The organism is Pseudomonas parafulva NBRC 16636 = DSM 17004, from assembly GCF_000730645.1.
Classification (GTDB): domain Bacteria; phylum Pseudomonadota; class Gammaproteobacteria; order Pseudomonadales; family Pseudomonadaceae; genus Aquipseudomonas; species Aquipseudomonas parafulva.
In genome coordinates, this window is sequence record NZ_BBIU01000026.1 from 1 (window position 1) to 19,538 (window position 19,538).

Genomic DNA, 19,538 nt, shown 5'->3' on the forward strand with positions numbered 1-19,538 from the left:
AAAAAGCGACCTTAGGGTCGCTTTTTTCGTTTTGGCGTTTTCACCGCACGTTCAGTGGCGGCCACGCTCTTCATCGCGCAAGGTCAGCACTTCATAGCCTTCTTCGGTTACCGCCACGGTATGCTCCCACTGGGCCGAGAGGCTGTGGTCACGGGTGATCACCGTCCAGCCATCTTTCAACGTACGGGTACCGCGCCCACCCTGGTTGATCATCGGTTCGATGGTAAACACCATGCCAGGTTTCAGCTTGATGCCCATGCCGCGTTGGCCCACGTGTAGCACTTCGGGCGCCTCGTGCATCTGCTGGCCGATGCCATGGCCGCAGTACTCCCGAACCACACTGTAGCCTGCGCCCTCGGCGTGAGCCTGGATAGCGTGGCCGATATCACCCAGCGTGGCCCCCGGGCGGACCTGTGCGATGCCTTTCCACAGCGCATCGTAGGTGGTCGCTACCAGATGGCGGGCCTCTTCGCTTACCGGCCCCAGGCTGTACATCTTCGAGGAGTCCGCAATGTACCCACCCTGTTCCAGGGTGATATCGACATTGATGATGGACCCCGCCTGAAGCACCTCATCGGCCTTGGGCATACCGTGGCACACCACGTGATCCACCGAGGTGTTGAGCGCATAGGGGAAGCCATACTGCCCCTTGCTGGCGGGGCGTGCCCTGAGTGTGTCGAGGATGAACGCCTCGGCCCGGTCGTTGATCTGCAGGGTGGTGACACCCGGGCGGATAAAGCTGTCGAGATCGGCGAATACTTGCGCCAGAAGCTGGCCGGCGCGGCGCATCAGGTCGAGTTGGGCGGGGGTCTTGATGATGACCTTGGACATGGGGGAGGGCAGTTGCTCATGCGGAAATTTGCTCAAGCATAGCGCTTGCCGCACCCAGGTTGCCAATGCGGCGGGGCCACAGGGGGCACGGCCTTGCCGACAATGCGGTAAGCTGGCGTCATGAACCTCGACACCCGTATCAAGTACCGCCACCTACTGTGCTTTCTGGAGATTGCCCGACAGGGCAGCCTGGCCAGGGCGGCAGACGTGCTCGCCATCAGCCAGCCGGCGATCTCCAAGACCCTCAGGGAACTCGAAGACCTTCTGCAGGCCAGGCTGTTCGTGAGGGGCCGCCAGGGCGTTGAACTGACCCCCGCTGGCACACGCTTCATGCGTTATGCAGGGCCCAGTGTGCAGGCCCTGCGCGATGGCGTCAGCTGCCTGCGCGGCGAGGCGCAGGTGCCGTCCCAGGTGCGCATCGGTGTGTTGTCCACGGTCGAAAGCCTGTTGATGCCCGAGGTACTGTGCCGCCTGCATCAGCGCCACCAGGCCTTGGTCATCAACGTGGTGACCGGCGTGAGTGCGCAATTGCTTGGCCAGTTGCGCGTGGGTGAACTGGAGCTGGTGGTGGGGCGGATGACCGACAGCCCGCAGATACAGGGCCTTTCGTTCGAGCACCTGTACAGCGAGTCCATGACCCTGGTGGTGCGCGCCGGTCACCCGCTGCTGGCTGTTGCACCGCTCGAACGGGCGCGTGTAGGGCAGTACCCACTGGTAGTGCCGCCGGCCGGTACGACGATCCGTCAGCATGCCGACAGCCTGTTCGTGCAATGCGGCATCCAGATGCCCGCACAGCGCCTGGAAACCTTGTCGCTGGTCCTGAGCCGGCGTTACGTGCAGGGCAGCGACGCGGTTTGGGTAGCCCCGCGCGACGCTGTGCTGCTGGACCTGCGCCGTGGCGACCTGGTCGAACTCGACCTGGGCGTGCGCGAACCTGGCGGTTCGGTGGGCATCTGCCGCAATGCTGCACTGGCACAGAGCCTGCCGGGGCAGTGGGTGTGCGACGTGTTGCGTGAGGTGGCCGCGCAGTATCGGGAGCGGGTATACCCTTGAGCCTCGCTGCGAGGGAGCGCTTGAGGCTGGCCAGCGCCCCAATCAGCGATTGTTGGTTGATCAAGTGGGCCGCATGGATATGGCGATTACGCCTGGAACGTTGAAGCCAGGCGTTACCTCCATATTGCCGCTGATCAACAGGCGCTTATGCGCGGCGTCGTATACAGGCGGCGCACCAGATGAGTAAAAACCGTCGTCGCCTCGGGCACCGTATTGCCCATAGCCTCGGGGTGGAACAAAGGTGTCATCAAACGTGCCAGCCGCAGTCAGGCGAAAAGCGAGTGTGTAGGTATAGAACTGTCCATAGCCCACAAGCCCGTTTCCATCTTCCATGCCTGAGGTCCAGGCACCTGGGCGCTCGAACACAAGCATGTTGCCGTTGTTGAACTCTTTTGCCGGCTTACCGGCGTAGTCTATGCGGTAAATGGCCGGGAATTCCGGGCCATCCTCGTCGGGCATTATGCTGCCGTAGAAGGAAATGCGCTTGGCCTTGACGTCGACGGACAGGCCGTAAAGGATCACATTGTCATCGGACCAATACAGGCCGTCATCACCAAACGAGGTGTCGAATTTACCTTCGGTGGTCAGTGCCATTGCAACGCTGTAGATCACGTCATCGCGCAGAAGGTAGAGTGTGACGAGCAGGCGCTCGGTGCCTGCTTGCGGAGCGAAAGCGACAATGCCATCGATGATGTGCTGGCTGGTGTCAGGAATGAGTTGAGTGCCATCCAGTATCCCGTCAGTGCCGAAGTCTCTGCGCAGTCTGCCGTCGTTATCGAAGGCTACAATCACCGGCTCGAATTTTTCAGGCCCTCGGCGCAGGCCGGCGACGAAGATGCCTTGCCCAACCAGTGCCAGGCGCTCAAGCACCAGCGCCTCGTCGATCAGGCCGCGGGTATCCACATAGCCTTTCCCCTGACCGAAACTCAGGTCGGGCTCACCGCTCGCTGTCAGCCTCCATATGTGGCTGGCTGACTCGCCATCCAGGCTCAAGATGACCAGCAGGTTGCCCTGCCTGTCTTCGATGATGCTGTTGAGTGCTGCGTAACGGGTGTCGCCGATTGTGTTGAAATCAAAAATCCCGTCCGCATGGAAGCTTTTGTCCAGCTGGCCGTACTCCGTGAGGCAGGCTACGAATACCGTGGTGTGCGACGTTTCCAGGTTGGTGCTGCGGCCAATGCCATAGGTCCGCCCCGGCTGGGTATGGCTTTTGATAAATCCTGTGCTGGTACTGCGGCTGCCCCTTTCCTGGGGTAAGAAATAGCCCAGCCCTTCCACGCCATAGCGTGTATCGATGGGTGCGGCGGCCACTTCTCTGTCAGCGTTGTTTACGGACGGTGGCACGCGGGTCGAGCGGTTGGGCTTGCGTGAGATGTTCATAACCTATCCTTCGTAGTGGCAAACTCAGGTCAGGCTTTCTTGCGAATGCCTTGTCAGCCATTGGAAGGCAGGCGCTTGTGGTGCGCTACTGTCAGAATTATCAGTTTTGTCGCGGGCTTGGCCGGCTTTTTCGTGCGCGCCCACACCTTTTTGCTCGGTGCTTCAACGAAGAGAATGACCAATACTGGCGTCCGGCTTGGCAACAGGCGACGCCGCCCGTGGCCTGCTGAACTTATTGCGTGAAACCCGCTCCTATGCCGGTAGCCATTGGTGACGACCGCCTGCTAAGCTCGCGGCCTACACCCTGATTGCCCTTATGGCGCATGAACAAGGAAATAGCATGAAACAGCATCGTTTGGCGGCTGCGGTTGCCCTGGTAGGCCTGGTACTGGCTGGTTGCGACCAGCAGGCCAGCAGCCCCGAACTGAAGACCCCCGCGCAGAAAGCCTCCTACGGTATCGGCCTGAACATGGGCAAGAGCCTGGCTCAGGAAGGCATGGATGACCTTGATTCGAAAGCAGTCGCGCTGGGTATCGAAGACGCCGTTGGCAAGAAAGAGCAGCGCCTGAAGGACGAAGAGCTGGTAGAGGCCTTCACCGCGCTGCAGAAACGCGCCGAAGAACGCCTGGCCAAGGCCAGCGAAGAAGCGGCCTCTGCCGGCAAGAAGTTCCTGGAAGAAAACGCCAAGAAGCCGGGCGTGGTTACCACGGCGTCGGGCCTGCAGTATGAAGTGGTGAAGAAGGCCGACGGCCCGCAGCCCAAGCCTACCGATGTGGTGACCGTTCACTACGAAGGCAAGCTGATCGATGGCAAGGTATTCGACAGCTCGGTCGAGCGCGGCAGCCCGATCGATCTGCCGGTGAGCGGCGTGATCCCAGGTTGGGTCGAAGGCCTGCAACTGATGCACGTGGGCGAGAAGTACAAGCTGTTCATCCCGGCTGAGCTGGCCTACGGCGCACAGAGCCCAAGCCCGCTGATCCCGGCAAACTCGGTATTGGTGTTCGACCTTGAGCTGATCGCCATCAAGGACCCGGCTCAGCTGCAAGGCGCCGAACCTGAAGCAGACGCCCCAGCCGAAGCCCCGGCTGAAGCACCTGCCAAGTAAAAGCCGTTTGCTGCAACCTGAACGCCCCGTCCCGACGGGGCGTTCGTGTTTGTGCAGAGTGCTTGGTCGAACCGGCAAGTGCTGATAGTGTCCGAGGACATGCAGCGTGTAGAAGCAGGAAGCGTCTAACCTGAGCCGTTTGGCCCGTACGCGTATGCGGGGCTGTAACGGCTGTGTAAAAAACGCCCGATCTGACCTTGGCCCTTGTCTGATAGGCACCTGACGTCAGAAACACCGCCCTGTTCACAAGGTTATCCACAATAAATGTGGATAACCTCTTCCGTCCTGGAGGCTCCATGAATGCACCCTGGAATTTCGCTCGCTTTCTGCCGCTGGCCGAGCGCCTGCTCAGCCGCGGTCGGTTGCCTGCACTGCTGTTTGCTGTGGCTCGCAAAGGCCCGCGGCTGGGCAAGTTGCGTGAAGACGTGAAGCTGATGCAGTCACTGTGCCTGGCATGGTGGCGCGGCGAGTACCGTGCCATAAGCCCCAAAGCGCTGGTCACGATCGTGGCAGGTCTGCTGTATTTCGTAAGCCCCATCGATGCCATCCCCGATTGGTTGCTGGGGGTGGGCTTCCTGGATGACATTGCCGTGCTGGGCTGGGTAATGAAGACCGTGGCCGATGAGCTGGCGCGGTTCAAGGCGTGGCGCGACTGCCAGGCCCCCGAGCGCCTGCGCGTGGTGGAGCGGTTGCCAGCTACCCCCGAAGCCCTGCGCCTGGAGCGTCCTGCGCCCTGATACCGGCCCCTCAGCCTGGCCGCGAAGGTGCCTGGCTGCACAGATCGCGGACTTGGTCATATAATTGGCATAAGGATTATGCCAACGGATTACATGCGGTAATCCTCTTGAGGGGTTCGTAATGGGTATTCAGGTCATCAGCCGGGACGGTCAGCCAGAGTACGCCGTCGTTCCGTGGGAGCACTATCAGGCGTTGCTGAAGGCTGCAGGGCAGGCCCCGGCAACGCCACCTGTCACCGGCGACGAAAGCGGCGAGCAGCTGCCACCTGCACCGGCGCCCGCCTTCAGTGAGGTGGGGGATATCCGCAGAGCCAAAGGGATTGCTGCCGAACAGTTGGCCCGAAATGTAGGGGTAAGCCCCGCTTACCTGGCCATGATTGAAGCCGGCGAGCGCCAGCCTGATGCTGCCATCCGCCGCGCATTGGCGTGGCACCTGGGCGTGGCTGGCTGGAGCGAGGTGTCATGAGCCACGTCAGGATCAGCCGCCAGCATTGGGATAACCTGCTGGGCGAGCTTGATCTGGCCAGGCGTCAACGCCACCTGCTGACCTACCGTGCGCTGATCGAGCGCTTGCAATTGCCCAGCCCGGCCATGCAGACACTGACCGCAGCGCTGGAGTACCTGGCGGTGCTGGATGCCCGGGCCGAGCAGCCACTGCGAAGTTCACTGGTGATCAGCCAGGGTGCCAGCCGGCTGCCCCGTACCGGGTTTTTCGAATGCGTCGAAAAGCTGGGTCGCTTTTCGGGCCCGGTCGATGGCATGGAGGCAGCGTCCTGGCATGCTTCCGAAGTGGTTCGGGTATTTGAGTACAGCTACCCCGAGGCGCCTTAGCTGCAGTGGTATCGGGTGATCAGAAGCGGTCCAGGCGGTATGCCCGCGTTTCAGGGCCTCCAAGCGCCTCGGCCAGCCGACCCACCCATTGCGCTGTGACCGCTGCCTGGGTCAAGCCCAGGTGCTGATGCCCGAAAGCCAGCAGCACCCGACCTTCACACACCCGGTCGATCACCGGCAATGAGTCTGGCAACGACGGGCGCATCCCCATCCAGGGGCTCGCACCCTCGGTGCTCAAGTCTTCCCTGAACAACCCCTTGCTCAACCGATGCAGTTGCCACGCCCGCTGCATGCTCGGGGGAGCTTGCAGGCCGGCGAACTCGACCGTGCCGGCCAGGCGTAACCCCCCGGTCATGGGCGTCATGATGAACTTGCGCTCAAGGGATGTGACGGCGAACGGCAGGCGTTGGTGTTCGGCCGGCAGCATCAGGTGGTACCCCCGTTCGGTGTCCAGTGGCACCTGCTTGCCCGTGAGCGCAGCAGTGAGGTGCGCCGAATGCGCGCCACAGCTCAGCAACACCTGGCGGGCATGCAGCGCACCGCAGTTGCTGGCAAGGGTTACCCCGGCGCTGTGCAGCCGCCCACTGTCGACCTGAGCCTGCATGAAGCGCACGCCCTCGGCCTGGGCCGCCTCGAACAGCTCGCACAGCACCCGATAGGGGTCGATGAAGTGGCCAGTGGACGGGAAGAACAAACCGCCCAGCAGGCTTGGGTTCAGCTGGGGCGCAGCGGCCTGTACCTGCCGCGCAGACCACAGCTCCACCGGTACGGCCTGTTGCTGCATGCGGCTGCGCAACGCCGCCAGCGCCTCACTGGATTCTGGCCGCTCGAACACCAGCAGCGAGCCGTCCTGATGAAACAGGTCGCTGCGCCCGATCGACCCCAGCAGCTGCTGCCAGGCCGCCAGGCTGGCTTCGTTGAGCGCGCGAATACCCGCGACGCTGCGCTGGAACGGTGCCGGGCGCAGGTTGAGCAGCAGGCGGGTGAACCAGGGCATCGCCTTGGGCAGGTACTTCCAGTCCAGGCGCAGTGGCCCCATCGGGTCCAGCAGCATGCGCGGCAGGCGCTTGAGAATCGACAGGTCGGCGATGGGGAACACCTGCTCGGTAGCCAGGTGCCCCGCATTGCCCCAGGATGCCCCCTGGCCGGGGAGCTGGCGGTCAACCAGCAGTACCTGCCGGCCCTGGCGTGCCAGCTGCAGGGCGCAGGCCACACCGATGATGCCGGCACCCACTACCACGATATCGTTTGCGGGGGTGTGCTCCATGCTCAGCCTTCCCGCTTGCCGTCGAGCAGGCGCCGCAGTTGCAACGGGTTGGTGTGCTGCAACGCCTCAGGCAACAGCGCGTCAGGAAAGTCCTGGTAGCACACTGGTCGCAGGAAACGCTGGATGGCCGCGGTGCCCACCGACGTGCTGCGGGCATCGGACGTGGCCGGGAATGGCCCACCATGCACCATGGCGTCACACACCTCTACACCGGTCGGCCAGCCGTTGACCAGGATCCGCCCAGCCTTGCGTTCCAGGGTGGGCAGCAGGGCGCGGGCGCTGTCGATGTCAGCGTCGTCCAATTGCAGGGTAGCTGTGAGCTGGCCCTCGAGGTGATCGGCCACTTCACGCATCTGCTGGTCGCTGGCGCAGGCTACCACCAGCGATGTGGCACCAAATACTTCGGTCTGCAGTGTCGGGTCGGCGAGAAACGCCTCGGCCTCGGCCACGAACAGGTGCGCCTGGCCTTGGTTGACGCCCTCGGCCGCAAGGCCGCTGGCCACCTGCGAGGCACCTCCGTTTTCAGCCAGGGCACTGATGCCTGCCTGATAGGCGGCAAAAATCCCGGGGGTGAGCATGGTCCGCGCTGCGGCCTGGCTTACATGCTGGCTGGCAGCCTGGATGAAGCGTTGCAAATCAGGCCCCTGCTTGGCGATCACCAACCCTGGGTTGGTACAGAACTGCCCTGCACCTTGAGTGAGTGAGCCAATGAACCCTTGGGCCATGGCTTCAGCGCGTGCCTGCAAGGCCGCATCGAACAGGAACACCGGGTTGATCGAGCTCATCTCCGCATACACCGGAACAGGTTCGGGCCGAGCCTGGGCGGCTTGGCACAAGGCCAGGCCGCCGCTGCGTGAACCGGTAAAGCCCACGGCCTTGATGCGGGGGTCGCTGACCAGCGCGATGCCCACTTCACGGCCCGAACCGTACAGCAGCGAGAACACCCCTTCAGGCAGCCCGCACTGCTGGACGGCGTTTGCCACGGCCTGGCCTACCAGTTCGCTGGTGCCAGGGTGAGCGCCGTGCGCCTTGACCACTACCGGGCAGCCGGCCGCCAGCGCCGAGGCGGTGTCGCCACCGGCTACCGAGAACGCCAGTGGGAAGTTGCTGGCGCCGAATACCGCGACCGGCCCCAGGGCGATGTGCCGCTGGCGCAGGTCGGGGCGGGGCAGGGGTTGGCGCTCCGGCAGGCCCGGGTCGACCCTTACGTCCAGCCACTCACCGGCCCGCACCACGCGGGCGAAAGTGCGCAACTGGGTGCAGGTGCGGCCGCGCTCGCCCTGGATACGCGCCGTGGGCAGGCCCGTTTCGGCGACGGCGCGCTCGATCAGTGCATCGCCGAGGGCTTCGATGTGTACGGCGATTGCTTCCAGAAAGCTGGCACGCTGTTCCAGTGTGGTTTCGCGATAGACGTCGAACGCCGCCCAGGCCAGGGCGCAGGCCTGGGCCACGTGTTCGCCCGTGCCGCCCGGGTACGCCGGCTCCAGTGCCTGGCCGCTGGCCGGGTTGATGGCGCGCAGGGCTTGGCGTGTGCCGGCTACCGGGGTTTGGCCGATCAGCAGTTTACCTGTGAGGGGCATGGTGACTCCTTGTGAATGCAATGCAGGTGCAGGAGAGGGCGGCTGCGGTCAGGCCACGTTCTGCTCGGTCGACCAGTGCGCATACCAGCTACGGAACAGCGCGTACTGCTGCTCGGCGTAGTTGCGCTGGGCATCGGTCAGGGCATCGGTTTCGTTGAAGTGCAGGGTGTACTCCGTGTCGCCGTTGAGCACCATCAGGTGCTTGTAATACAGCACCAGGTCGCAACCTTCATCGAACGACGACAGCACCCCCAGTGCCGCTTCCAGCTCACGGGCCAGGCGGCGGGCTCGGGCGTCGCCCTTGGCAGCCTGCTTGCTCAGGCTCACCAGTTGCAGCACCTCCCGTGGCAAGGCGTTACCGATGCCGGTGATGGCGCCGGTGGCGTTGCAGTTGACGAAGCCATGCACCACCTGGGTATCCACGCCCACCATCAGCGTCACACCGTCATCCTGGGAGGTGATGTGCTCGGCCGCATAGCGCAGGTCCGCGCCGCCGCCGAACTCCTTGAAGCCGATCAGGTTGGGGAATTGCTGGCGCAGTTCGAAGAACAGGTCGGCGCGGGTGGCGAAGCCGTAGTACGGGCTGTTGTAGATCACTGCCGGCAGCGCAGGCGCGGCGGCCAGAATCGCCGCGAAGTGGTGCTTCTGGGCAATCAGCGATGCCCCCCGGCTGAGCACCCGTGGAATGACCATCAGGCCCGCGGCGCCCACCTTGGCCGCGTGGGCAGCGTGGGCGACGGCTTCGCGGGTGTTCACCGCGCCGGTACCGACGATTGTCGGGATGCCCGCTGCTACCAGCCGCGCCACACCCTCCTGGCGTTCGGCCTCGCTGAGCAGTGGCCAGTCACCCATCGAGCCGCAGTACACCACTGCGCTCATGCCAGCCTCGATCAGCTCACGGCCCTTGCGCACCAGTGCGTCGTAGTCAGGTTTGCGGTCGGCGGTGCAGGGGGTCATCAGGGCGGGCATGGTGCCGGTGAAGATGTTGTCAGTCATTGTTAGTGCTCCTGGCGGTGTCGGGTGGTAAAGGAAAACAGGGGTCAGATGCCCCAGGCGAAGGGGTCCTGTTCGTCGATCAGCAGCGTGCTGTCGGCGGTCATGTAGGCGCGGCCGGTAATGAACGGGCGAATCCGCTCACCGTCACGCTCGTAGCGGCCAGTGAACTGGCTGCCGGTGATGCTGGCCTGTACCCAGGCCTGGCCCTCGGCCAGCTTGCCGTCTGCCGCCAGGCAGGCCAGCTTGGCGCTGGTGCCGGTGCCGCAAGGCGAACGGTCGTAGGCTTTGCCCGGGCACATGACGAAGTTGCGGCTGTCGGCTGCGGCGTCTTCGGCAAACAGCTCGACATGGTCGATGGGGGCACCGTGCTTACCGGTAATGCCTTGGGCTTCGAGGGCCTTGAGCATGGCCCAGGTGTAGTCGGTGAGGGCTTCGCGGTTGCTCAGTTCAAGGCGCTGGTCATGCTCGCTGACCAGGAAGAACCAGTTGCCACCCCAGGCGATATCGCCGTGCACTACGCCATGGCCGGGCACATCCACCGCCACCTGCTGGCGGTAGCGGTAGGCGGGCACGTTGCCGACGGTGATGGCGCCGTCCTCATGCAGGGTGGCGCTGACCTGGCCGACCGGGGTGTCGATCTTGTGCACCCCGGGTGCGATCAGGCCCAGGTGTTGCAGCGAGGCGACCAGGCCGATGGTGCCGTGGCCACACATGTTCAGGTAACCGGCGTTGTTGAAGAAGATCACCCCGCAGGTGGCGTCAGCCGACACCGGCGGGCAGTACAGCGCCCCCACCAGCACGTCGTTGCCCCGCGGCTCCAGCAGGCAGGCCCGGCGCCACGCGTCGTGCCGCTCACGCAGTTCGTCGCGCTGCTCGGCCATGCTGCGACCGTGCAGGTGCGGGAAGCCTTTCATCACCAGGCGCGTGGGTTCGCCGCCGGTATGCGAGTCGATGATGTGGATCTGTTTCATGGTCGTGTCCGTAGTGTGGTTGGCCAAGTTTTGCACTGTGGGTGCGGGCCGTCAGGGCGCCGCTACCGCCGGGCGTTGGGCGACCAACGGCGCTTGGCTGGCTTCGCTTTCATCCTCGCCTTCCAGGCGCACCAGATGTGCCGGCACCCCGGTGCACGCGCCCCAGTAGTAAATGCCAAGCGCACATGCGGCGACGATCACGGTGTCGAGCGGGTGGCCGATCACCCCGGTGCCGCCAAAACTGCCCAGCCAGGACAGCAGGATGGTCACGGCGTAGAAGCCGATCAGCCACGCCGACGAGCGCACCTGCTGGGCCAGCGACACGTGCTCGGTGGGCACGAAGCGCGCGCACACCAGGTACAGCACGAACATCAGGATTTGCAGCGCCAGCAGCCAGGACACCGTGCCCCAGCCCGACCAATACACGATCAGTGCGGCGATGATGAACGACAGCGGGCCCAGTACCCCCATGCCCTTGACCCGGAACGGGCGCGGCATGTCGGGCGCGTTTCGGCGCAGGGCGGCAACGGTCACCGGGGCGACGGCGTAACTCAGCACCAGTGCAGCGGACACCACGTTGATCAGCGCTTCCCACGAGGGGAACGGCAGGGTCCAGAACACCGACAGGCCGAACGTCAGCCACAGGGCCGGGCGCGGAATACCAGACTGCTCATCGACGCGGGTGAAGTACCGGAAGAACGTGCCGGTCTTCGCCCAGCCATACACCACGCGGGGGGTGGCGTTCATGTAGATGTTGCCGCAGCCGCTTGGGGAGATCACCGCATCCGCCACCACCAGGTAGGCCAGCCAGCCCACACCCAAGGCCAGGGCGATATCGCGGTAGGGCAGGGCCAGTTCCTGGGTTACCGCCGACCAGCCATTGGCCAGCATGTCAGTGGGCACGCTGCCGAGAAATGCCAGTTGCAGCAGGGCGTAGATCGCGGTGGACAGCAGCACCGACAGTATCAGCGCAATAGGAATGGTGCGTTGCGGGTTCTTGACCTCGCTGGCCACCGAGATGATCGGTGTGAGGCCCAGGTAGGCGAAAATGATGCCGCCGGCCGATACCGCCATTTCCACCCCGGACAGGCCAAACGGCGCTAAACCCTGCACCTGGAAATTCTCGGGTTTGAAGAAGGTGAACAGCACGCCGATCACCAGCAGCGGCACGATGAACTTGAACACGCTGACCAGGTTGTTGGCTTTGGCGAAGGTTTTCACGCTGCGGTAGTTCAGGATGAAGAACAGCCCCAACAGCGCGAACTGCACCAGCCAGCCCAGCACGGTCGGGTCGCTGGAGCCGGCCTTGGTCAGCCCGGGGAACCAGGCCGCGGCGTACTGGCGCGAGGCGACCACTTCGATGGCGATCAGGCTGGAAAAGGCGATCAGGGTGATGAACCCCATCAGGTAGCCCAGCAGTGGCCCGTGGGAATACACCGGGTAGCGCACCACGCCGCCGGCACGCGGCAGGGCCGCGCCCAGCTCGCAATACACGATGCCCAGCAGCAGCACGGCAAAGCCGCCCAGAAACCACGACAGAATGCCCGCAGGGCCGGCAATGGCGGATACGTGGCTGGCAGCGAACAGCCAGCCGGAGCCGAAGATGGCCCCTAGGCCGATGAAGGTGAGGTCCAGCAATGACAGCTGTTTCTTGAACTTGCCTGACATGGGTTCGCCTTTTTGTTGGTTATTGGATAGGCAGGTCTGATGTCACGAGGTGCGGCGTTTCGGCCGCGCTTTTGTGGAACATGGGCGGCTTGCATGGGGCATAGAGTGAACCGATCGGCGGGGCGGTTCTTGATGGTTTTCTGCAGGGGGCATGACGAAATCGGCACAGTCACGAAAAACCGTTGGCGTGCCGCAAGGCCGTGGAGATAGGCTCGAAGCCTCACTGAACATGGGCTTTAGAAATGATGCCTACCCCCTTGGCTACCCTGTGCCCGGCGCTGGAGCGGTACCGGCCAGCCAACCTTGAGGCGCTGCTGGGCGGCGTATCGCTGCTGCTGCCCATCCTTGACGCCATCCCCAACGCGGCGATCTTCATCAAGGATGAAGCTGCCCGTTATGTGCTGGCCAACACTACCCTGGTGCAGCGTTGTGGGCTCAAAGGGCTGGCGCCGTTGCTGGGCAAGACCAGCGCCGAGGTGTTTCCGGCGCAGCTGGGCCCTGGCTACACCGAGCAGGACCGCCGCGTGCTGAAAGAGGGCCTGGTGCTCGAAGACCAGCTGGAGCTGCACCTGTATGGCAGCCGCGAAGCCGGCTGGTGCCTGACCCACAAGCGCCCTTTGCACAACGTGGAAGGGGCCATCATTGGCCTGATCGGCATTTCGGTGGACCTGCAGTCAGCGGCAGACACGCACCCCGCCTATCAGCGCCTTGCCGCTGTGGACGAGCACATTCGTCGCCACTTCCAGCAGCCGATCAGCATGCGGGAGCTGACGCGCATAGCGGGCATATCCGTCGCTCAGCTGGAGCGTTACTGCAAGCGGGTGTTTCACCTCACCCCCCGGCAGATGATTCACAAGGCGCGCCTGGAACAGGCCCACCGGCTGCTGCATTCCGAGCTGCCAATTACCGAGGTCGCCCTACGCTGCGGCTACACCGACCACAGCGCCTTCAGCCGCCAGTTCAAGCAACTGACCGGGTTCACCCCGCGCCAGTACCGCCAGGCGACCAGTGTTCAGGGCGCTTGAAACAGTGCTTTCGCCTCGGTAAAGCACTGCTCGGCAATGGCCGAACGCGGTTCGCTGCGGCGCAGCAGCAGGCCCACGGGGCTGTGGATGGCGGCATCCACCACCGGCAGGATGCGCAAGTGCTCGCTGAAGGCTTCCAGGCCGCAGCCCAGCGGCATGATTGCGCAGCACAGGCCGCTGCTGATGGCCTGGATCAGCTGGAAGCTGGAGTCGCTTTCCAGCACCGCATTGGGTTCCAGGCCCCGGCTGCGCAGGCTCAGGTCCAGTGATTGGCGGTAGTGCATGCCCTTGCTCAGTAGGCCCAGGGGCGTGTCGCCCAGCTGGTCCCAGCGCAAGGCATCGCCCGTAAACTGGAAGTGCCGCGTGTCATGCAACAGGCCCATGGTGGTGATGCCCAGTTCGATGACCTCGAAGAACCGGGTATTGACCTGGTCCAGGTAGCAGATGCCCAGGTCGAGCTGGTTGCGGCTAAGGCCATCGACCACCTGCTCCGAACTCAGCGAACTGAGTTGAAAGTGCAGCCCGGGGTATTTTGCCCGCAGCGGCAACAACAATTGCATGGGGTTGAAGCTGGCCAACGGTACCGTCCCCAGGCGCAGGCTGCCTACCACCTGGCCCCGGCAATTGGCCGCTTCGGCCTGCAGGCCATCGTGGGCGGCGAGCAGGGTGCGGGCCCAGGCCAGGATGCGTTCGCCGGCCTCGGTAAAGCCTTCGAATCGCTGGCCCCGTTTGACCAGCACCAGGTCCAGTTCATCTTCAAGGTTGCGCAAGCGCATGGACAGGGTCGGCTGGGTGATGTGGCACAACGCCGCAGCCTGCCCGAAGTGGCGGGTCTGGTCGAGGGCGAGGAGAAACTTCAGCTGCTTGATGTCCATGCGCTTGCCTGGTAACGGGGTGTACAGACCTTAACCCACGTCTGCGATAGATGCTATTGATCGGCCAGTACGTGATATCGATTGGACGCCTGCAGCGCCGGCCTCTAGCGTGGCGATACTGACTTCGAGGGGGCTTTACCGTGCGTGTTCAACCTGATGCGGCCTTTGTACCGCTCAACATCGCTGTGCTGACCGTCAGCGATACCCGTACTTTCGACACCGATACCTCGGGTGAGCTGCTGGCCTGCCGCTCAGTGGAGTTTGGCCATCGCCTGGTGGCGAGGGCACTGCTGAAGGATGACCTCTACAAGATCCGTGCGCAGGTCGCCAGCTGGATTGCCGACGAGCAGGTGCAGGTGGTGCTGATCACGGGCGGCACCGGTTTTACCGGGCGTGACAGTACCCCGGAAGCGGTGGAGTGTTTGCTGGACAAGCGCATCGACGGGTTTGGCGAGTTGTTCCGTGCGCTGTCGATTCTGGATATCGGTACTTCCACGGTTCAGAGCCGTGCCCTGGCAGGGCTTTCCAACCGTACCCTGGTGTGCTGCGTGCCTGGCTCCACCGGGGCTTGCCGCACGGCCTGGGAGGGCATCCTGGCCGAACAGCTGGACGCACGCCACCGGCCATGCAATTTCGTCAAGCATCTGAAACCGATCGCGCCCTGCGAGACCCGCGGCTGAGTTTTAATCACCCGATACCCACCCGTGCGCCAATGCACCGTCAACTCAACACATACCCCACCGGCAACAACGCCGGTGGCAACGGCGTTTCCCCCAGCCCAGCCAGCACATCGCGTTCCACGGTGCGCACCATGGCGTCGGTGGGCAGGTCGTTCTCATCGCGCCCGAACGGGTCTTCCAGCTCGTTGCCGATGGCATCCAGCCCGAAGAAGGTGTACCCCACGATGGTGGTGAACAACGGCGCCAGCCAGCCCAGCGGTTCGGCCAGGGCAAAGGGCAGCAACAGGCAGAAGATGTAGATGGTGCGGTGCAGCAACAGTGTGTAGGGGAACGGCAACGGCGTGCCCTTGATACGCTCGCAGGTGGCCTGTACCTCGCTCAAGCCCACCAGCCGCTGTTCCAGCAGGCTGTAGCGCCAGTCGCTGATCTGTTGTTGCTCGGCCAGGTGCGAGCACTGCGCACCGACCTCACGCAGAATCCCGTCGCACACGTTGTGCGTGCTGATCCCTTCGGGCTGCGCCAGCCAACGGCGCGCGGCCTCCATATCATCTTCCCCGCGCAACCGCGCATTCAGGGCATGGGCAAAACCGCACAGGTTGCGCAGCAGCTCGGCCCGCAACCGGGCATCGGTGATCACCACACTTTCACGCACGAACGAGCGGGTTTCGATGATCAGCTTGCCCCAGGCCTTGCGCCCCTCCCACCAACGGTCGTAGCAGGCGTTGTTGCGAAAACTCATGAAGATCGACAGCGACAGCCCCAGCAGGGTGAAGGGCGTGGCGCTGACCGGGTAGAAGAATGCCGGGTAATGGCGCTCGGCCAATACAATCAGCGCCGCCAACAGCGTGACCATCAGGCAGCGCAGCGCGATGCGCTTGAGGATCGACCCTTTGAGGGTGAACAGCACCCGCAGCACACCATGGGTGGGATGAACGATCATGGAAATCCAGAGACGGCTGCTCAGCCGCCGGTCATGTTCATGAAACGCAGGATCTGTACGTCGCCACCCACTTCAAAATGGTGGCGATAGGGTTTCAGGTGCAACGAATCGCGAATGGCTGTTTCCAGCCGCTGCGGGTTGCCCGGGTGAGCGCGCAGCACGTGTTTGAGGTCAACGGAGTGCTCGTTGCCCAGGCACAGTAAAAGGCGGCCTTCCACGGTGAGCCGCACCCGGTTGCAGGTGGCGCAGAAGTTGTGGCTATGGGGCGAGATGAAGCCCACCCGGGTGCCCGGCGCTTCGGCCAGCCGCCAGTAGCGGGCAGGGCCTTGGGACGATTCGGTAGATTCGATTAGGCTGAAGTGCTCGGCCAGGCGCTCGCGCACTTCGTCGCTGGAGCAAAACGACTCACCGCGCTCATGCTCGTTGATCACGCCCAGGGGCATTTCTTCGATGAAGGTAATGTCCAGCTCGCGGTCTATGGCAAAACGCACCAGGTCTACCAGCTCATGGTCGTTGCGGCCCTTGAGCACCACGCAGTTGAGCTTGGTGCGGCGAAAGCCCGCCAGACGCGCCGCGTCTATGCCCGCAATCACTTGATGCAGGTCGCCGGTACGTGTCAGTTGCTTGAAGCGCGCAGCATTCAGGCTGTCGAGGCTGATGTTCAGGCGTGTGACGCCCGCGTCGAACAGCGGCTGCGCCAGGCGCCCCAACTGCGAGCCGTTGCTGGTCAGGCACAGCTCGCGCAGGCCGGGCAGGGCGGCGATGCGCTCGCACAAGCCGACGATGCCTTGGCGCACCAGTGGCTCCCCGCCGGTCAGGCGGATCTTGCGGGTGCCCAGTGCCACGAAACGCTCGGCCACCTGGAACAGTTCCTCGAGGCTCAGGATCTGCTGGCGCGGCAGAAACTGCATGTCTTCGGCCATGCAATACACGCAGCGGAAATCGCAGCGGTCTGTCACGGACATCCGCAGGTAGTCGATTTTCCGGTTGAAGCCGTCGATCAGGGCCCGGCTGTTCTGTTCCACGTGCACACTCGAATGGGTGGGGTACGCCTCCAAGCTATAACCTGGGGGCAGGGCAGTCAAATTGCTTTGCCCGACCGTATGATAAACAGGCTCTATCGCGGCTTGGGGCGCATCATCGAAACCGCTTATCACTCCGTAAGATCTTTCGATTGGACGCCCCAGCACCACGCTCCGTAGGCTGAATGAAAGCACCGTAGCGTGAGGATTCACCGCATGAGCCAAGACGACCACATCAGGGACTACAAAGGCGCCGCCGCCGGCTGGGGGGCGCTCAAGAGCGTCACCAAAAGCTGGCTGGGCAGCGACAACGCCTTCAAGAACCTGCGGGCCATGCTCAAGACCAACCAGAACGGTGGCTTCGACTGCCCCGGCTGCGCCTGGGGCGAGTCGCCGGAAAGCGATATGGTCAAGTTTTGCGAGAACGGGGCCAAAGCCGTCAACTGGGAGGCCACCGGCCGTTCGGTGGACCCTGCCTTCTTTGCCAAGTACAGCGTCAGCGCCCTGGCCGAACAGACCGACTACTGGCTGGAGTACCAGGGCCGGCTCACCCACCCCATGCGCTACGACGCTGCCACTGACCATTACGTGGAAACCAGCTGGGAAGAGGCGTTCGCCCTGATCGCCCGGCACCTGCGCGCACTCGGTTCGGCCGATGAGGCCGAGTTCTACACCTCAGGCCGCGCCAGCAATGAAGCCGCCTTCCTCTACCAGCTGTTCGTGCGCGCCTATGGCACCAACAACTTCCCCGACTGTTCCAACATGTGCCACGAGGCCAGCGGCGTGGGGATGTCCGAAACCCTCGGCGTGGGCAAGGGCACGGTGGTGTTTCACGACCTGGAACTGGCCGACGCCATCTTCGTGATCGGCCAGAACCCCGGGACCAACCACCCACGCATGCTTGAACCGTTGCGCGAGGCCGTGAAGCGCGGCGCGCAGGTGGTGTGTTTCAACCCCCTCAAGGAGCGCGGGCTGGAGCGCTTTCAGCACCCCCAGCACCCGTTCGAAATGCTCAGCAACGGCTCCGAGCCCACCAACACGGCGTATTTCCGCCCGAACCTGGGCGGCGACATGGCAGTGATGCGCGGCATCGCCAAATACCTGTTGCAATGGGAACGCGAGGCCCAGGCCAGCGGTGCGCCGGCGGTGTTCGACCACGCGTTCATCGCCGAGCACACCAGCGGCGTGGACGCCTACCTGCAAGCCGTGGATACCACGCCCTGGGCGCATATCGTTGAGCAGTCCGGGCTTACCCAGGCCGAGATCGAGCTGGCTGCGCGCATGTACCGCAAGGCCGAACGGGTGATCATGTGCTGGGCCATGGGCGTCACCCAGCACCGGCATTCGGTGCCTACCGTGCAGGAAATCGTCAACCTGCAGTTGTTGCGGGGCAACGTTGGTAAACCGGGGGCTGGGCTTTCCCCGGTGCGCGGTCACAGCAACGTGCAGGGTGACCGCACCATGGGTATCGACGAAAAGCCCAAGCCGGCGTTGCTCGATGCTCTGGAGAAGCGCTTCGAGTTCCGCGTGCCCCGTGCCCACGGCCACAACGCTGTGCTGGCGATCAAGGCCATGGAAGAGGGGCGCTCGAAGGTTTTCATCGCCTTGGGCGGGAACTTCTCCCAAGCCACGCCAGACACCCCGCGCACCCACGCGGCGCTGCGCAAATGCGCGTTGACCGTACAGATTTCCACCAAACTCAACCGTTCGCACCTGGTCACTGGGGGCGATGCGCTGATCCTGCCGTGCCTGGGCCGGACCGAAATCGACGTGCAGGCCAACGGCCCGCAAGGGGTAACGGTGGAGGACACCTTCAGCATGGTGCACATCTCCCATGGGCAACTGCGGCCGCGCTCGCCGCACCTGCGCTCGGAGCCGTGGATTGTCGCCGGCATGGCACAGGCCACCCTGGGCAAGCAGCCAATCGACTGGGAATACGCCGTGGCAGACTACGGCCGTATCCGCAGCATGATTGCCGACGTGATCCCAGGCTTTGCCGCGTTCAATGAGCGCCTGCAAGCACCTGGCGGCTTCCACCTGGGCAATGCCGCCGCTCAACGCACCTGGCGCACGGCTACCGGCAAGGCCCGCTTCAGCCCGCATGCACTGCCTGAGCAACTGGTCAACGCCAAGGTGCTGGCCCGGGGTGACACGCCTGACCTCATTCTGCAGACGCTGCGCTCCCACGATCAGTACAACACGACCTTGTACGGCCTGGACGACCGCTATCGCGGTGTATTCGGGCTACGTGAAGTGGTCTTCGTCAACGAAGCCGACATCCGCCGCCTGGGTTTCGAGCCCGGTGAGCAGGTAGACCTGGTGTCGCTGTGGGAGGATGGCGTGGAGCGTCGCGTATCGGGCTTCCGCCTGGTGGCCTATGACGTGCCTGAGGGGCAGGCCGCAGCCTACTACCCTGAAACCAACCCGCTGGTGCCGCTGGACAGTTACGGCGACGGCACCTACACGCCGACCTCCAAGTTCGTGGCAATCAAGGTCGAGAAGGCCAAGGCGGGCAACCGGATCGAGGCGGTGCTGGCGGCTGATTGACGGCGGCAGGCCCAGTACAGTCACTCAGCA

General features: G+C 63.8%; 18 protein-coding genes. 8 read left to right on the plus strand and 10 right to left on the minus strand.

The annotated features are described in order from the left end of the window. Positions 1–51: 51 nt before the first annotated feature. Entirely contained in the window at positions 52–831 is a 780-nt protein-coding gene (gene map / locus PPA02S_RS16370) for a type I methionyl aminopeptidase (protein ID WP_028635389.1), read from the minus strand. Positions 832–951: 120 nt separating this feature from the next. Between map and pcaQ the strand changes: the two genes are divergently transcribed. Next, positions 952–1,884, plus strand: coding sequence for a pca operon transcription factor PcaQ (pcaQ, locus tag PPA02S_RS16375; RefSeq protein ID WP_028635390.1), 933 nt, complete (start codon positions 952–954; stop codon positions 1,882–1,884). 60 nt (positions 1,885–1,944) lie between these two features. Here the strand turns inward: pcaQ and PPA02S_RS16380 are convergent, their stop codons facing one another. Then, positions 1,945–3,264, minus strand: a complete 1,320-nt coding sequence (locus PPA02S_RS16380; RefSeq protein WP_245614727.1) for a hypothetical protein — start codon at positions 3,262–3,264, stop codon at positions 1,945–1,947. 340 nt (positions 3,265–3,604) lie between these two features. On the opposite strand from PPA02S_RS16380, the gene bamJ reads away from it, so the two are divergent. The 4 genes from bamJ to PPA02S_RS16400 all read left to right on the plus strand — a co-directional run bounded on the left by bamJ (position 3,605) and on the right by PPA02S_RS16400 (position 5,937). Next, a complete protein-coding gene (gene bamJ, locus PPA02S_RS16385; protein ID WP_028635392.1) occupies positions 3,605–4,369 on the plus strand; it encodes a BamJ family beta-barrel-assembly machinery protein in 765 nt (254 codons plus the stop codon). Between the two features lie 296 nt (positions 4,370–4,665). Continuing rightward, positions 4,666–5,106, plus strand: coding sequence for a YkvA family protein (locus PPA02S_RS16390; protein WP_028635393.1), 441 nt, complete (start codon positions 4,666–4,668; stop codon positions 5,104–5,106). Positions 5,107–5,227: 121 nt separating this feature from the next. Then, complete coding sequence (locus PPA02S_RS16395; protein WP_028635394.1) at positions 5,228–5,572, plus strand: helix-turn-helix domain-containing protein; 345 nt, start codon at positions 5,228–5,230, stop codon at positions 5,570–5,572. Beyond that, positions 5,569–5,937: a hypothetical protein gene (locus PPA02S_RS16400; RefSeq protein WP_028635395.1), complete on the plus strand. Its 369-nt coding sequence runs from the start codon at positions 5,569–5,571 to the stop codon at positions 5,935–5,937. Before PPA02S_RS16395 ends, PPA02S_RS16400 begins: the two co-directional genes overlap by 4 nt. Positions 5,938–5,956: 19 nt before the next feature. Here PPA02S_RS16400 and PPA02S_RS16405 read toward each other — a convergent pair whose 3' ends face one another. Genes PPA02S_RS16405 through PPA02S_RS16425 form a run of 5 tightly spaced genes read right to left on the minus strand, consistent with a single transcriptional unit; the run spans position 5,957 to position 12,419 of the window. Further along, on the minus strand, positions 5,957–7,204 hold the full coding sequence (locus tag PPA02S_RS16405) for an NAD(P)/FAD-dependent oxidoreductase (protein WP_028635396.1): 1,248 nt from the start codon (positions 7,202–7,204) through the stop codon (positions 5,957–5,959). A gap of 2 nt (positions 7,205–7,206) precedes the next feature. Next, complete coding sequence (locus PPA02S_RS16410; protein WP_028635397.1) at positions 7,207–8,784, minus strand: aldehyde dehydrogenase (NADP(+)); 1,578 nt, start codon at positions 8,782–8,784, stop codon at positions 7,207–7,209. A gap of 48 nt (positions 8,785–8,832) precedes the next feature. Then, the gene (locus PPA02S_RS16415; RefSeq protein ID WP_028635398.1) at positions 8,833–9,780 is read right to left on the minus strand and encodes a dihydrodipicolinate synthase family protein; all 948 of its coding nucleotides are present in this window, start codon (positions 9,778–9,780) and stop codon (positions 8,833–8,835) included. A 44-nt stretch (positions 9,781–9,824) separates the two neighbouring features. Next, positions 9,825–10,751 carry a 4-hydroxyproline epimerase gene (locus PPA02S_RS16420; RefSeq protein ID WP_028635399.1) on the minus strand — a complete coding sequence of 309 codons (927 nt, stop codon included), beginning with the start codon at positions 10,749–10,751 and terminating at the stop codon, positions 9,825–9,827. Between the two features lie 51 nt (positions 10,752–10,802). Then, on the minus strand, positions 10,803–12,419 hold the full coding sequence (locus PPA02S_RS16425) for an APC family permease (RefSeq protein WP_028635400.1): 1,617 nt from the start codon (positions 12,417–12,419) through the stop codon (positions 10,803–10,805). A 242-nt stretch (positions 12,420–12,661) separates the two neighbouring features. Here PPA02S_RS16425 and PPA02S_RS16430 point away from each other — a divergent pair, with 242 nt between their 5' ends. Continuing rightward, on the plus strand, positions 12,662–13,444 hold the full coding sequence (locus PPA02S_RS16430) for an AraC family transcriptional regulator (protein WP_028635401.1): 783 nt from the start codon (positions 12,662–12,664) through the stop codon (positions 13,442–13,444). Here PPA02S_RS16430 and PPA02S_RS16435 read toward each other — a convergent pair. Further along, positions 13,432–14,319 (minus strand): LysR family transcriptional regulator, encoded by an 888-nt coding sequence (locus tag PPA02S_RS16435; protein WP_028635402.1) that lies wholly within the window; start codon positions 14,317–14,319, stop codon positions 13,432–13,434. The genes PPA02S_RS16430 and PPA02S_RS16435 overlap by 13 nt on opposite strands. A 140-nt stretch (positions 14,320–14,459) precedes the next feature. Between PPA02S_RS16435 and moaB the strand changes: the two genes are divergently transcribed. Further along, positions 14,460–14,999, plus strand: a complete 540-nt coding sequence (moaB, locus tag PPA02S_RS16440; protein WP_028635403.1) for a molybdenum cofactor biosynthesis protein B — start codon at positions 14,460–14,462, stop codon at positions 14,997–14,999. Positions 15,000–15,039: 40 nt separating this feature from the next. Here the strand turns inward: moaB and PPA02S_RS16445 are convergent, their stop codons facing one another. Then, positions 15,040–15,939 (minus strand): bestrophin family protein, encoded by a 900-nt coding sequence (locus PPA02S_RS16445; RefSeq protein WP_028635404.1) that lies wholly within the window; start codon positions 15,937–15,939, stop codon positions 15,040–15,042. Between the two features lie 20 nt (positions 15,940–15,959). Beyond that, positions 15,960–16,964, minus strand: a complete 1,005-nt coding sequence (gene moaA, locus PPA02S_RS16450) for a GTP 3',8-cyclase MoaA (RefSeq protein ID WP_028635405.1) — start codon at positions 16,962–16,964, stop codon at positions 15,960–15,962. Between the two features lie 213 nt (positions 16,965–17,177). Here moaA and PPA02S_RS16455 point away from each other — a divergent pair, with 213 nt between their 5' ends. Next, positions 17,178–19,508: an FdhF/YdeP family oxidoreductase gene (locus PPA02S_RS16455; RefSeq protein ID WP_028635406.1), complete on the plus strand. Its 2,331-nt coding sequence runs from the start codon at positions 17,178–17,180 to the stop codon at positions 19,506–19,508. Positions 19,509–19,538: the final 30 nt, after the last annotated feature.